The organism is Armatimonadota bacterium, from assembly GCA_035527535.1.
In the GTDB taxonomy this organism is placed as follows: Bacteria; Armatimonadota; Hebobacteria.
In genome coordinates this window covers 30,142-44,457 of record DATLAK010000090.1, presented here as the reverse complement: position 1 = coordinate 44,457, position 14,316 = coordinate 30,142, and the positions used below count along the sequence as shown (strand labels likewise).

Below are 14,316 nucleotides of genomic sequence, written 5' to 3'. Positions count from 1 at the left end.
GGGCTACGAAACTCGACCCCGCGGCCTGGCGCCGGGGTCATCTTCGGATTCGTCCGCGGGCGCCGGCGGGCGGCCGCCGCGCCGGGGACGCTGCTTCTGCAGCCGCGCCAGCTCGTGGCGCAGCATGCGCACCTGCTCCGCGGCGCGCGACCACGCCAGGTAGTCCTCCCCAGTCTGCTCGTCGGCCTGCGGGTCGAACGCAGCCTGGAATTCGCCAAAGGTCACGCCGTAGCGAGCCTCGAATTGCGCGTCCTCCGCCCGCGCCTGCTCCAGCTCGGCCAGCAATTCCAACTCGCGCCGCCGCATGTCCGCGTCGGCGATCAGCTCCTCCGAGGGCTTCAGATCACTGTCGTCCTGCTCGCGCCGCTCGCCCGCCTCGCGCACCTGACGCACTACCTCCTCAGCGAAATCCTCGCCGCCGGCCATCTCTGCCTCCCGACCCCTCACTCCTTGTCGAGCCGCACCAGGCTGTACTTGCGCTCGCCGACGCCGATCTCCTCCGCGTAGGCCAACTGCATCGTATGGTCAATATGGGGGTTGACGCCGCGGAACTTGTCCCCGCCCGGCTCGTGGCCGCTCTTCAACTCGGAATCCGCAAAGCCTTGCTGCGCGTTCACCAGGTCGAGCGAGGCCTGGTCAATCGCCACCGGGTCCCACGATGACATGACGCCGATATCGGGCACGATCGGGGCGTCGCTCTTCGTCAAGCAGTCGCAGTCGGGCGTGATGTTGAGCAGGAAGTTCATGAACCCGATGCGGTCCTGCTTCTGCTGCGTCACCGCCAGGCAGAACTCGGCGATGCGCTCCTGCTCCTTGCGCTGCGAATCGCCCCAGCGCACGGCGATCGCCCCGGTCGGGCACACCGCCGAGCATTCCCCGCAGCCCATGCACTGGCGCTTGCCGATCCGCGCCCGCTGCTGGCGGACGATGGTGATGCAGTCCGCCGGGCACCACTTGGCGCACAGCCCGCACGCGGTGCACAGGTCGGCGTCAACTTCGGGGTAAACCTGCGAGTGCAGCGCCTGCTTGCCGCCGCGATTCGCCATGCCCATGGCCACGTTCTTGAGCGCGCCGCCGAATCCCATCTGGCAGTGCCCCTTGAAATGCGACAGCACGATGCAGGCGTCGGCGTGGAAGATGTCGCCCGCCATCCGCACCTGCTGGAAGTGCTTGCCGTTGACCGGCACCTCGACGAAATGACCTCCCCGCAGTCCGTCCGCGATGATCACCGGGCACCCCATCGCCGCATAGGAAAAGCCGTGCTCGCAGCAGAGCGCGAGGTGATCCACCGCGTTGGAGCGTTCGCCGCGATAGAGGGTATTGGTGTCGGTGAGAAACGGCTTGCCCCCCGCCGCTCGCACCTTGTCCACGATCACGCGCACATATATCGGCGGCAGGAACGCGGTGTTGCCAGACTCGCCAAAATGAGTCTTGATCGCCACCAGGTCGCCGCGGTTGATGGCGCGCGCGAACCTGGCCCGGTCGAACAACTGCGCCGTCTTGCGCAGCAGCCCCGGAGTGCGACCCGCCGCGCGCCTGTTGGCGAAATAAACCGTCTTTGGCATTCATGCCCCCGTGAACGTGCTTGTGCCCCGCCGAGCGACGACCAAGCGGACTCGCTGTATTCTACTTGATGCGTTCGCCAGGGTCAAGAATGAACATGCGCCTTGACCCGAGGTTTTCCGAGAGGCCAGGGGAGGCCGCACTCCCGCCGAAATGAAGCCGTAGCCGCGAGCCTGTAACCTTTCATGGTCGAGGGTGCGTCAAAGGTAGTAGAAGATGATCCCGAGCCGATATGGCAACCGCGGAGAGCTCTGGTTGAGCGACGGGAAGCGGGCGACTCGCGCACCCGCAGACGAGGCCGCCCTCATCGCACGCGTCCAGCAGGGCGATACGGCCGCCCTGGACGAGCTCTATCGGCGGCACGGGGACTACGTGTACACACTGTGCCTGAATCTGTGCGGCAATCCGGACGACGCTCAGGACCTGCTCCAAGAGACGTTCGTGCGCGCCTGGCGGGGTTTGCCGAAGTTCGTCGGGCGGTCGAGCTTCAGCACCTGGCTATACCGCATCACCGTCAACGTCACCCGCGAGGCCCGGCGCCGCCGCCGCCCCGAGCCCGTGGCGGCGGCAGTCGAGCCGATAACCGCGCCCGAGCCGGGTGAAGTCGAGCAGGTGCGCGCCGTGCTCGCGCGCTTGAAGCCGGCCCACCGGCTGGTGCTAGTTCTGCGCTACTCCATGTGCCTGTCGCACCAGGAAATCGCCGACTGCCTGCGCTGGTCGCTCAGCCGTGCCAAGGTCACCGTCCACCGCGCCAAGCGCGCCTTCAAGGACGAGTACGTGCGGGCGGCCCAGGAGGATAGGACCCAGCCGTGAAGTGCCGCAAGATCACGCGGATGTTGGGCGAGTACGTGGAGGGCGACCTGCCGGCGCACCGGCGCGCCGAGGTGGCCGCGCACCTCCACACCTGCGGCCGCTGTCGGGCTGAGGCCGCGGCGTGGGAGCAGGCGCAGGCGGCGCTGTGCGCGCTCTCCGCCATCGAGGCGGCGCCGGAGCGCGCGGTGTTGATGCCCGCAGGTGCGCCAACCCGCGCCGGCTGGGGCTTCCGGCGGACATGGGTGGGCGCGGGCCTGGCGGTGGCCGCCGTCGTCTTGGCGGTGTGGCTGTGGACACGTACTGATGCCGGCCCACCGCGGTCCGGACCGTCTCCACAGCGGATCGCGGCGCGAGCACACCCGGCCCCGCTCAAGCCGTCGCCGACCGGAGTCATCCGCGAGGCCGCTCCGCAGCGCGCCCCGGGCCCCAGCCCGGCACGCCGCGTCGCCCACCGCCCGTACGCCCCGCGGCCCTCAGCACGGATGACGCCGTCCGCGCCGCCCGCGCTGGGCGCGCAAGAGGTGCCGCCGGCGCTGCCCGAGGTGGTCGAACCGCCCGCCCCCGCGCCGCCAGCCGACGCAGCGGAACCCGAGTCGCTTGTCGCCGCTGCGCCGTCGCCCGCAATTGGCCTGATCCTGCTCCTCGGCCCGCCGCCAGAGTGGGCGCCCCTGTCCAGCTGCCAGGTTGAGGTGTCGTTCCCGGACCGCGCGAAGTCGGTTGTCGAACAGGTCGTGGAACGCAACCCCGACGGCTCCCCGCGCGCCATCCGCATCGCATGCGATAATGCCGGACCCGAACCGCAGTCGCGCAGTCAAGGAGGTTGACGTGAAAAGACGATTGCAGCTCGCCTGGACGATCGCCGCGCTCGCGACGCTGCTGTGCACCCTGTGTGCAGCCGAGCAGGGCCAGCAGGGCAAGCCATTCAAGCTGAAGCTGACGGACGCACCCATTGGGGACGCGCTCAGGTCAATCGCCAAGGCGATGGACCGCGAGGTAATTCTGGGCGACAAGATCCCCAAGGACTTGCACGTCACGATGGATATCTCCGCTGCCGACCCCGAGGCCGCCTTCGATATGGTCTGCAAGGCCGCCGGTCTGGTGTACCAGCGGTTTGGGCCGCTGAATGCTTATATCATGGGCCCTGCGCCCACCGCCACCGTCGGCGGCTCGCAGGTCCCGATCGTGGGGGCGGTGACGGTCCCGAGTGGCGAGGCCGCCCTCCGCGACGTGGTGCGCCGGCTCGCGGTAGCTGCTGCGCCGTCACCTTACCCAGGCGTGGCGATGCCGGCGTCCTTCAAGGGCGACGAAGCGCTGGTGGACCTGGAGGTCAAGGACGCCTCAATCCGCGAGACGATGGAGAAGATTTCCCGGGCCTCGGGGGTGCCAATCAAGGTCGTGGAAGGGGTGCCTGGCGACCTGAGGATCACCGCCAGAATCTACCGACTGGCGCTGCGCGATCTGCTTTCGAAGATCGTCGGCAAAGCCAACCTCACCTACAGCGTTTCTCGTGCTGGAGGCGAAGGGAACGTGCCGGAGATCTACGTAACGCCGAAGCCGCAATTGGAGGTGACTGGACCTGGCGTTGTCGCGACGGCGGTAAGCGCAGAGCAATTCGCAGGGGGCACGATGTTCACGGGTGGTTCCACACTGGGGACCGTGCGCATGGCATCATCTTCGCCGTTCGAAGGAGATGACAGGCTGGTGGACCTGGACATCAAGGATGCGACGATTGGCGAAGCCATGGATCGGCTCTCTCAGGCGTCGGGGATAGCTATCCGTACCGTCGCGGCGGTGCCGCGCGAGCTAAGGATCACGGCTCGCATCTACCGCGCGCCGCTGGGCCAAGTGCTGACGCTCATCGTTCAGCAGGCCAACTTGCACGAGGTGATCACCCAAACGAAGGACGAAGAGGGAAAGCGGCGCCCCGAAATCTACATCGTACCCAAGCCGCAGCTCGAGGTGTCGGGTAGCGGTAGCGGGCCGTGAGGAGGGCAACCGTAGCCGCACAGCCAGCACACGGCTCCACAAGGACCGTACAACGGGGCACCGCCAGAAGCGAAGCATCGTTACGCCTCACCCCCGCGTGCGGGTGCTGAGCAGGTAGAGGAAGAACGGGGCGCCGAGCAGGGAGGTGATGACCCCCACCGGCAGCTCCCACGGCCCGACCACGCGCGCGACGGTGTCGGCGAGAACGAGGAAGGCGGCGCCGATCAGCCCCGCGGCCGGCAGCAGCACCCGGTGATCCGGCCCCACCAGCTTGCGCGCGATGTGCGGCACCACCAGCCCCACGAAGCCGATGATGCCGCTGAACGACACCGCCGCCGCCGTCAGCAGCGACCCGAACACGATCACCAGCCGCTTGAGGCGCTCGACGTCCACCCCGAGCTGCTGGGCCGATTCCTCCCCCAGCGTCAGCAGGTTGAGGTCGCGCGCAAACGCGCACACCCCCAGCGCCCCCACCGTCGTCGCCCCCAGCACCACCAGCACCGGTCGCCAGCCCTCGACGAAGAGGTTTCCCATGAGCCAGAACACGACCTCCGACAGTTCCTGGCCCGCGCTCGCCATGATCACCGTCACCAGCGCCCACATGAAGCTGCCCACCACCACCCCTGCCAGGATGAAGCTCTCCACCCGGATCTTGCCGCGCACCTGCGCCAACCGATAAACCAGCACCATCGTCGCCAGCGCCGCCAGGAAAGCCGCCGCCGGCACCCCGAATTCCCCCGCCGCCCCCGACAGCCGCAGGACGATGGCCACGCTCGCCCCCAGCGCCGCCCCCGATGAGACGCCGATGAGATAGGGGTCGGCCAGGGGGTTCATGAGCATGCCCTGGAAGGCGCCGCCCGCCACCGACAGCCCCAGTCCCACCAGCGCGCCCAGGGCGATGCGCGGCAGGCGCACGGTCACCAGCAGGTGGCGGATGTTCTCCGGCGCGCGCCCCTGCGCCGCCGCCCACAGGTCGGCGAGGGGAACTGGATACTGCCCCAGGCTCGCCGCCGTCGCCGCCGCCCCCACCAAGATCACGCCCAGCACGGCGCAGGTGGCGAGCAGGCGGCGCACGACGTGGGTCTGCGGCACTGCCGCGCTATCAGATGTCTCCGTGGTCGTCATGCGCGAGACCAGCCGCGGGGGCGATACCGCGCGCCCCCGATGTTCGTTACCTCAGCGACTTGAGCAGCGCCAGCGACGCGCCCTCAATGAGCTCCTGCACCTCCGGGGTGAAGGGCGCGAGGCCGTAGAGACGGGGCGCGACCTCGACCTCGTAGCCGCCTTCCTCGAAGGCCCGCCGCGTCGGTAGATACCCCGCCAGGCGATTGGCATAGCCGATGATGAAGGTGTGGCGGAAGGGGGAGGCGGAGGTGATATTCGTGCCGATCTCGACGAAGGCCTCGCCCGGCAGGCCGAGCAGGGCGATGTCGTCCACGGTGATGGCCTGGACCTCGGCGATAACCGGCTCGGGCGGCGCGCCGGCGACCGCAAGATCAGCCATCTCCTGCACCCAGGGATGCATGATCTCACAGACGCGAATCGCCGCCGGCTCGCCGGACTCGCGGGCGGTTGCGAGGTCGGCGCGGGAACCCTCGAGGATCTGCGTCGCCTCCTCCAGGCTGAGGGCGCGGGTAGGCAGGCTGACTCGCCGGCTAGCCGCCTCGATCTCCACCTGCGAGGAAAGCTGGAGCTGGTCGAGGATGCCCAGGCCGATGCGGGCGACGGTCGCGCCCTGGCGTTCCACGGCGTCGAAGTCGCCGCGCTCCGCGGGGTTGATGTCGCCGCAGGCGCCGTTGGTCATAATCGCGACGGCGCCGCCGGTTGCCGCCTGCGCCGCGCGCGCGGCCGCGCCCGGCCAGTCAGCCGAGTACAGCAAGTTATCCGGCCCCAGCACCACCCCGTGGCAAGCGTGGTTGAGCATCACGCATATCGTCCCCCGCTTGCCCTCGACCCGCAGCACCCCTACCCGGCGGTCCACCGGGCCCTCGGGGTTGGGCTCCATTACGATCGCTCCCTGCGGCGTGCGCCGGCGACGGTTGGCGCCGATGGTGCCGGTGGCGAAGCCGGCGCCGATGGCGGCGTCTTCGGCGCTGCGGGCGGCGCCGACGATGGCCCCCGTCAGCCCCTCGGCCAGGCGCTCGACCGCCGCCGGGTCCACCGGCGCCATGCGCTCCAGACACCTGACGTTGGGCGCCGAGTGCGTATGCGTCGCCGCCAGCATGACGTGAGAGGGGGGAATACCCGCCATGCGCGCAACGCGTTGGCGGACGTTCGTCACCAACTCGTCATCGAAGCCGATGATGTCGGCCGCCGCGAGCACCGCGCGTTTGCCCTCGCTCTCGAGGAACAGCGCGCGCGCCCACAGCGGATCGTGGGTTCCCGTCGCCGGCCGCACCCGGTTGGCGTACCCCGTCAGCCACACGCCCGGCTCGGGCGTGATTTCAACCTGTGCTGCTCCTGCTCGTAACATCTGTTGGTGCACCTCCATGGTTCGAAGTCTGTGGTGTGGGCTTCAGGAAAAGAGGTGGCTCCTCTTCCACCAGGCGTGCCACCTCGGGCGCGAGTTGCCGCGCTTGCACGCGCAGCGAGTCGGCTTTCTGCCGGTCGCCCGCGCGCTCCCACAACTGCGCCAGGCGCCACCAGATGCGCGCCCGCAGCGCCTCCAGCTCGCGCTCGATCGCCGGGGTGTACTCCCCCGCCGCTTGCAGCACCTTCAGCATCGGCGCCCCCTGCGTCTTGCGCCGGCGCAGAATCTCCAGCGCGCGCTCGAGCTCGGTGCGCGCGGTCCGGGCATCGCCGCGCTCCAGCGCCTCCCGCCCCAGGGCGTAGTGGGCATAGGCGTATTCCGCCTCCACCCGCTGCTCGAGCGCCCGGTAGCGCTCGTAGGGGCTGTGCTCGATGGCGATCATGCGCCGGTAGAGGGTGAGCGCGTTCCCGGGGCGACCGCGGCGGGCCTCGAGCTCGGCGAGACCACGGTAGGCGATAAGGTAGTTGGGGTAGAGCTCGATCGCACGCTGGTAGTGCGCGGCGGCTTCGTTCCACGGCCCCACCATATCGTAGAGCTTGGCGAGGACGACGTAGTTGAGGGCATTGGTGGGCTCGCGCGCGATCGCGCGCTCGAGCTCCGCGATGCCCCGCGGGGCGCCCAGCACGCGCCCCAGATCGCGGTGGTACTCGCCGCTCCCGGGGGCCAGGCGCACCGCCGCGCGATAGTAGCTTTCCGCCGTCAGCAGGTTGCCGCGTCCTTCGGCCGCGCGTCCCTGCTGGCGCTGGGCGTTGGCGAGGTAGGCGCGCACCGGCCCTACCGCCGCCAGGGCGGCGACGCCGGCGGCGACCGCCACCGTCATCCAGGCGGCGGCGCTGGTGAGCCTGAGTGACCGGCGCCACACCCTCAGCGGCGCGGGCATCGCCGGGGCCGGGGCGCCGCGTTGCTTGCGTGCGCCGGGCTCGCGCTGGTTGTCCGGCCGCGCGGCGGTGTCCGCAGCCGCGGGGGCGGCGGCGTTGGCCGCGAGGCCGAAGAGCGCGAAGACCGTGAACTGGATGGCGCCGATGTACCAGCCGTAGTCGAGCAAGCTGTGAAGACAGAACACCAGCACGCCGGCGATGCAGGCCGCGCACAGCAGCCGGCTCTCGCGGTCGCGCAGCCGCCGAAAGCCCCGGCCCGCGAGCCAGAAGAAAGCGCCCAGCATCCATCCGAACGCGATGGCACCGGGCGCGCCCATCTCGGCGGCGATCTGCAGGTAGTTCTGGTGCGCCATGCGGGTGAAGCCACCGATGGCATAGCGCGGGTAGGCGAACTCGAAGGCGCCGGGGCCGATACCCAGCCAGGGATGATCGGCGGCGATGAGCTCGGCGCCGCGCCAGGTGAGGTAGCGGAACATGTTGGAGTGCTGCTGCCCCGAGAACGAACCCAGCAGCCGCAGCCGCAGGGGCGTCACCGCCAGCGCCACCAGCGCCATCAGCACCAGCGTCACCACCGCGACCGCGAGCGCCAACCGGGTGCGCCGAAACGCCACTCCCGCCAGCAGCCCGAAGACGAAGATGCCGCCGGCGAAGGCGATCCACCCGCCGCGCGAGCCGGTGAGCAGCAGCCCCATGATGATGAGCAGCGTCGCAAAGCCGGCGATAATGCGCATTGCCGTCGAGCGCGACCACAGGAAAGCAGCCACCCCCAGGGGGACGACGAGGCCGACGAAGCCGGCCAGCTCATTGGGGTTGAAGAAGGTGGCGAATACCCGCCAGCTCGGGTTGGAGCCGAGCACGCGCTGGACGACATACTCCCGCGCCCCCAGCCACGAGACCGCAACCGCGGCCAGGATGAGCGCCCCCAGGTACAGGCGGCGGCGTCCGACCGATGACGGCTGGTTGGCGATCAGCCAGAACAGCATGGCGCCGGTGAGCAGGCGATAGAACTCGAGGGTGCTGCGGTAGTGGTTGACGGAGACGAACGCCGCGGAGGCCAGCGCCGTGACCAGCAGCAGCGCCAGCGGCAGGTCGAGGGGCGTGCGCACCAGCGCCAACTCGCGCCGCGCCGGCAGCGCGGCGGCGAGGTAGGCGATCCACCCCAGCGCCATCAGGCAGAACATGAGGGCGAGGCCGGAGGCCTGGAATCCACCCCATACCAGAGGCGCGGCCAGCAGCGCGACCACGATCACGGCATCGCGCAGCCATACAGACGCGCGTTCCGTTCCGGTGACCCCTGGAATGTCAGATCTCAAGTCTCAGGTCTCGCCCCCGCGGCCTATCGCCGGCGCCCGCCGCGGCCGCGGCTAAGGCGATAGCCAAGGTTGCGCCAAGCGCTGTATAGATTCTCGGTCAGCACCACCGCTTCCCGCAGCCAGATGCCCAGCGGCGGCAGCGCCCGCAGCGGCAGCGGCACGGCGCGGGCATAGTGCTTCCAGTAGAAGCGGCTCATGCTGCGATGGAACTCCCGCACCATGCGCAGCGGGCGCAGGTCGGTGCTGCGACCGATAACGTGCGTCACCACTGCCTGCGGCAGGTAGTAGATCTTCCACCCCGCGCCCCGCGCCCGGTAGCACCAGTCCAGGTCCTCGCAGTACATGAAGTATCGTTCGTCCAGCCTCCCCACCTGCGCCAGCGCCCCCGCGCCCATGCACATCGCCGCCCCCGATACCCAGTCCACCTCCCGCACCGTGTCGTGCGCCCAATCCGACATCAGGTACTCGCGGTTCCAGTGGTTGTCGGGGATCAGCCGCCCCAGCGGCACCTTGCGAAACAGCCCCGTCGCCAGCCGTGGAAAGCGGCGGCACGAGTACTGCAGAGTGCCATCCGGGTTGTGCACTCGCAGCCCCACCGCCCCCGCCTCGGGGTGGGCGTCCATGAACCGCACCACCGCGGCAAACGCGCCCCCGTGCACCACCGTGTCGGAATTGAGCAGCAGCCGGTGACGCCCGCGCGCGCGTCGCAGCGCTTCGTTGTTGCCCGCCGCGAAGCCGCGGTTAACGCGATTGGTGATCAGGCGCACCTGCGGGAACTCGCGGCGCACCATCGCCGGCGAGCCGTCGCGGGAGGCGTTGTCCACGACGATGACCTCGAACGCGGCCTCGCCCGCGCGCGCGAACACCGACTCCAGCGCGCGGCGCAGATCGGCGCGGGTGTTCCAGTTGACGATGCAGACGGTGAGATCGAGGGCAGCCGCGGGGGTCACTTCTGCTTCGGCTTCCACCCCGACGCCGGCGGCTCCGCCTCCTCCACCAGCATGATCGGTATGCCGTCGCGGATGGGATAGCGCCGGCCGCACGCCGTGCACACCAGCCGCTCGGGTTCCTGCTCCACCGAGGCCTTGCACTCGGGGCAAGCCAGTATCTCCAACAACTCCGCATCCATGGTCGCGCCGCCTCCCGTCCGGGCGGCCTGGCCGCCGCCGCCGCACCTTGCCTTCGCTTCGCCCCGGGCTCACTCCTGCCGAGCCGCCGCGGGACCGTCACCCCCCGCGCACATCCGCGCCCAGCGCGCGCATCACCGTCACGAACCCGGGAAAGGAGGTCGCGATGCCCGCGGCCCCACTGATGACGGTCTCCCCCGGCGCCGCCAGCGCCGCCACGCACAAGGCCATCGCCACCCGGTGGTCGCCGCGGCCGTTGACCTCGGCGGCGCGCAGGCATTCCACGCCGCGAATGGTCAGGCCGTCGGCGTGCTCCTCGATATCGGCGCCCAGCTTGCCCAGCTCGGTCGCCATCGCCTCCAGGCGGTCCGACTCCTTGACCCGCAGCTCCTGGGCGCCGCTGATGCGCGTGGTTCCCCGCGCCGTCGCCGCCAGCGCGCACAGCACCGGCAGCTCGTCTATCAGCCGCGGCACCAGCTCCGCCTCGATGTCGGCCCCCCGCAGCCGTGACCCCCGCGCCGTCAGCGCGGCAATCGGTTCCCCGCCGCGCGTCTCCGCTGCGCTCACCACCACGTCGGCGCCCATCGCCTGCAGGGCTTCGAGCATGCCCGCGCGCGTGGGGTTGACGCCCACGCCGGCGATTGTCACCTGCGAGCCCGCCCTCGCCAGCCCCGCCGCCAGCGGAAAGGCTGCCGACGAGATGTCGCCCGGCACCGCAATCGCGCACCCCGCAAGCTCCCCGCCGCGCACGGCCGCGGTCAGGCCGGCGCGCGCCACGCGGGCGCCGAAGGCCTCCAACATGCGCTCGGTGTGATCGCGCGACTGGAAGGGCTCGCTCACCGCGGTCTCGCCCTCCACGTACAGCCCCGCCAGCAGCACCGCCGACTTGACCTGGGCGCTGGCCACCGGGCTGTCGTAGCGAATCGCGCGCAGTCTTCCCCCGCGCACCTCGACCGGGGGCAGGCAGCGGTCGGTGCGCCCGGACACCTGCGCTCCCATCCGCCCCAGCGGCGCGGCGATGCGGTCCATCGGCCTCCGCGACAGCGACTCGTCGCCGCTCAGCCGCGCAGCGAAGCCCTGGCCCGCGAGCACACCCAGCAGCAGGCGCATGGTGGTGCCGGAGTTGCCGCAGTGAAGCTCCCCCGCGGGAGCGGCAAGCCCGCGCAGACCGACCCCGCGCACGGTGACCACGGGCGCGTCGAGCGGCCCGATGTCAACCCCCATCGCGCGCAGGCAGCCGGCGGTGGCGGCGATGTCCTCCGCCGCTAAGAGGCCGGCGATGGTGGTCTCGCCGCGCGCGATCGCCCCCAGCAGCAGCGCGCGATGGGAGATGGACTTGTCCCCCGGAACCGAAACGGCTCCGTGGAGCGCGTCGCTCGCGCCGCGGACGATGAGCGTGGAAGAGGTCACGGCGTCAGATGCTCTCCTTGGTGCGCTGGGCGTCGGCCAGCAACCGCTCCAACTCCTCGCGGTTGCCGCTTCTCAGGGCGGCGGCGAAGCGCCCAAGGGACTGCTCCATCTCGCCCAGGGCGTCGAGCAGGGCGTCGGCGTTGGCGAGGGCGATGTCGGCCCACAGGGAGGCGTCGCCGCCGGCGACGCGGGTGGTGTCGCGAAAGCCCTTGCCGATGACGTCGAGGGTATCGGCGCGCTCGCGGGTGCGCTGAGCGACGACGTTGACCAGGGCGGCGGCGACGACGTGGGGCAGGTGGCTGGTGCGCGCCACCAGCTGATCGTGCTCCAGCGGCGACAGCAGCAGCGAGCGCGCGCCCAGGCGCGCGACCAGGTCCTCGACGCGGTCGAGGGTCTCCTCGTCGGTGACGCCGGTGGGGGTCAAGGCCCAGGCGGCGCTCTCCAGCAGGTCGGGGCGGGCGGCGGCGATGCCCTTACGCTCGGAGCCGGCCAGAGGATGCCCGCCGATGAAGCGACCGGGACGACGCAGCACCCGCTCCGCCGCCGCGACGATGGGCTGCTTGACACTGCCGACATCGGTGATGATGCACTCGGCGTCCACTACTCCCGCCACCAGCCCCAGGTGCTCGGCGATGAGGGACACCGGCGCCGCCAGCACCACCAGGTCCGCGCCCGCCACCGCCTCGCTGATATCGCGCGTGGCGCGGTCGGCGGCCCCTCGCGCCAGCGCCAGCTCGAGGGTCTCGTCACTGCGAGCGACAGCTACCACTTCACCCGCCAGCTCGCGCGCGCGCAGGGCCATGCCCACCGACCCGCCTATGAGCCCCACGCCGACCACCGCCGCCCGGTCGAACAGGAACTCACCCTCACCGTTGCTCGTTTCCGAGTCTCCCGGGTCCGCGGGGTGCGGGCCGTCTATTGCCTGGTCAGTCATCGGAGTTGGCTCTCCCGCCCGGCTTGCCTGCCGGGCAACTCGACGCCGCCGTCAGCGCTGCGGGGCGAAGAGGATGGTGATCGTCTCGCTTGGCGGATTCGCGGTATCGCCGAGGCTCACCTGCCGGGGATTGGAGCAACGGCGGCGCAACCGCGCGCGCAGCCGTGGACCGCCGCCGCCGTGCCGATGCAGACGAAACTCACCAGCGGGAACACCGTCCCCGCATTATTCATGTCATTCCGAACCGCAGGCGAGGAATCTTCACCAACGCGGGATTCTTCGCTCGCCTGCGCTCGCTCTGAATGACAGGGCCCGGCCCCCGCGCTGTCATTCCGAACGGAGTGAGGAATCCCGCCTCCGAACAGCAGATTCCTCCCTGTGCGTTGGCCCTCGCTTCACGTTCGCCACGTCGCTGAGGCGACACAGCGATCTCGGCCAGGCCTGAACGCGGCTGCAATCACCCCGCCTGGGGGCTGCTCAGAGCGGTTCGGGAAGATTGCTCAGGTCGTGGTCAAGCACGACAGGCCAGTTTATGTTATGCTTTCGCCGCCTATCATCCTCGAAAGTCAACGGAAACAAGAGGAAGCCGTCCTGCGCGCCAAGCACCTGCTTGCCCAGCAGCTTCTCGAACCTCGGCTTGATACCAGGGTCCGGGTTGAACACCCAAACTCGGCGCAATGACGCTTCTCCAATGGTACCGACCGCATACAGATATCGAAAGAACGCATCGGTCTCCGGCAGGGAGTAACCGCAGACGAAGATCTCGTCCGCCGAGCTCAGTTCTGCCGCCGCCGCAGCCCAAACCTCGCTCAACACCGCATGATAGGACCCCTTGTTTATAGTCGGCGGCACAAGCATTACTTCCGGGTTGGATTGCTCGCACTTGCACCCCGACACGCGCGGCGACCCCGTCGCGACTATCATACGGGTATACGGCTGGTGCTCATTATTCGCGCGAGTGGCGTCTTCAGAGGCTGTTCGCAAGATATCGTGCATGTCGCGCGATACACCCACGGCGTTGCACGATGGGCAGAAGGCCCAGTTAAGCGAGCCGTGCAGTTTGAGCACCTTCAGCCGCTCGTTCGACTCGCTGTCACTCAGGCAGTACGTCCACTTGCAGCTCTCAAAATGCAGCGCCAACTCAAGGCAGAGGTCGTAATTGAACGTGATGACCGCCGGGTATGGTTCCGTGTCCTTGTGGCGACGCACGATCTCGGCGACGAATTGCCGGTACGCTTCAGTGGGCCCGGGCAGGATATCGCCCTTTTCGCTTCCCCCTGGGAACGTTATCGGCGGCTTCGTCGGGAGCGTTAGCGGGAATGCTATCTCCCTCTGGAGCGTCTCCAGGATCACTGTCCGCATCACCTCAGGCAGGCGCTTGACATCCTCTTCTCCAAGATCGCCGAGGCGCCTGACGAGAGCGGCCATCTCGAAGGCGTCAAACACCGCCTCGAGGTTCCAGATGTCGAGATCGCCCTTCGAGTGGGCAAGTTGTAGTTCGTTGATGCCCTTTCGCACCAACTCGAAATCTCTCCTCGCCGCATCGTCAAGACCCCCGGTCGCCAGCAGACCCCACGCCCTTTCCAGGAATTCGTTTATCAAAGGGGCGCCGGCATGCTTGGACGCCCCGGCGCCCAGAATGAAGACCGTCTTAGCCATTGGTCAGATTGCCCCCACTCTCAAGCTCACCCTCTCCTGCCGACGAAGCTGACGAGCGCGGGATTCGCGACGTCACAGACGTCGCGCCCAAGAGATCATTCGC

At 69.4% G+C, this 14,316-nt stretch carries 13 protein-coding genes; 3 read left to right on the top strand and 10 right to left on the bottom strand.

Going from position 1 to position 14,316, the window contains the following annotated elements; genetic code table 11:
- Nucleotides 1-3 precede the first annotated feature (3 nt).
- Nucleotides 4-426 (bottom strand): hypothetical protein, encoded by a 423-nt coding sequence (locus VM221_06510; protein HUT74470.1) that lies wholly within the window; start codon nt 424-426, stop codon nt 4-6.
- Nucleotides 427-443: 17 nt separating this feature from the next.
- Nucleotides 444-1,565: a DUF362 domain-containing protein gene (locus VM221_06505; protein ID HUT74469.1), complete on the bottom strand. Its 1,122-nt coding sequence runs from the start codon at nt 1,563-1,565 to the stop codon at nt 444-446.
- 253 nt (nt 1,566-1,818) lie between these two features.
- On the opposite strand from VM221_06505, the gene VM221_06500 reads away from it, so the two are divergent.
- Genes VM221_06500 through VM221_06490 form a run of 3 tightly spaced genes read left to right on the top strand, consistent with a single transcriptional unit; the run spans nt 1,819 to nt 4,362 of the window.
- Complete coding sequence (locus tag VM221_06500; protein ID HUT74468.1) at nt 1,819-2,376, top strand: RNA polymerase sigma factor; 558 nt, start codon at nt 1,819-1,821, stop codon at nt 2,374-2,376.
- Nucleotides 2,373-3,200 carry a zf-HC2 domain-containing protein gene (locus tag VM221_06495; GenBank protein HUT74467.1) on the top strand — a complete coding sequence of 276 codons (828 nt, stop codon included), beginning with the start codon at nt 2,373-2,375 and terminating at the stop codon, nt 3,198-3,200. Before VM221_06500 ends, VM221_06495 begins: the two co-directional genes overlap by 4 nt.
- Before the next feature lies 1 nt (nt 3,201).
- Nucleotides 3,202-4,362 carry a hypothetical protein gene (locus tag VM221_06490; protein ID HUT74466.1) on the top strand — a complete coding sequence of 387 codons (1,161 nt, stop codon included), beginning with the start codon at nt 3,202-3,204 and terminating at the stop codon, nt 4,360-4,362.
- Nucleotides 4,363-4,449: 87 nt separating this feature from the next.
- Here the strand turns inward: VM221_06490 and VM221_06485 are convergent, their stop codons facing one another.
- The 8 genes from VM221_06485 to VM221_06450 all read right to left on the bottom strand — a co-directional run bounded on the left by VM221_06485 (nt 4,450) and on the right by VM221_06450 (nt 14,213).
- Complete coding sequence (locus VM221_06485) at nt 4,450-5,487, bottom strand: iron chelate uptake ABC transporter family permease subunit (GenBank protein HUT74465.1); 1,038 nt, start codon at nt 5,485-5,487, stop codon at nt 4,450-4,452.
- A gap of 46 nt (nt 5,488-5,533) precedes the next feature.
- A complete protein-coding gene (locus tag VM221_06480; GenBank protein ID HUT74464.1) occupies nt 5,534-6,835 on the bottom strand; it encodes a neutral/alkaline non-lysosomal ceramidase N-terminal domain-containing protein in 1,302 nt (433 codons plus the stop codon).
- Nucleotides 6,807-9,083, bottom strand: coding sequence for an O-antigen ligase family protein (locus VM221_06475; GenBank protein HUT74463.1), 2,277 nt, complete (start codon nt 9,081-9,083; stop codon nt 6,807-6,809). Before VM221_06475 ends, VM221_06480 begins: the two co-directional genes overlap by 29 nt.
- Before the next feature lie 23 nt (nt 9,084-9,106).
- On the bottom strand, nt 9,107-10,051 hold the full coding sequence (locus VM221_06470) for a glycosyltransferase family 2 protein (protein ID HUT74462.1): 945 nt from the start codon (nt 10,049-10,051) through the stop codon (nt 9,107-9,109).
- Nucleotides 10,030-10,212 carry a Trm112 family protein gene (locus tag VM221_06465; protein ID HUT74461.1) on the bottom strand — a complete coding sequence of 61 codons (183 nt, stop codon included), beginning with the start codon at nt 10,210-10,212 and terminating at the stop codon, nt 10,030-10,032. The genes VM221_06470 and VM221_06465 overlap by 22 nt, the downstream gene beginning before the upstream one ends.
- Before the next feature lie 97 nt (nt 10,213-10,309).
- Complete coding sequence (aroA, locus tag VM221_06460; GenBank protein HUT74460.1) at nt 10,310-11,620, bottom strand: 3-phosphoshikimate 1-carboxyvinyltransferase; 1,311 nt, start codon at nt 11,618-11,620, stop codon at nt 10,310-10,312.
- Nucleotides 11,621-11,624: 4 nt separating this feature from the next.
- Nucleotides 11,625-12,554 (bottom strand): prephenate dehydrogenase/arogenate dehydrogenase family protein, encoded by a 930-nt coding sequence (locus VM221_06455; protein HUT74459.1) that lies wholly within the window; start codon nt 12,552-12,554, stop codon nt 11,625-11,627.
- A gap of 477 nt (nt 12,555-13,031) precedes the next feature.
- A complete protein-coding gene (locus tag VM221_06450) occupies nt 13,032-14,213 on the bottom strand; it encodes a hypothetical protein (protein ID HUT74458.1) in 1,182 nt (393 codons plus the stop codon).
- Nucleotides 14,214-14,316 lie beyond the last annotated feature (103 nt).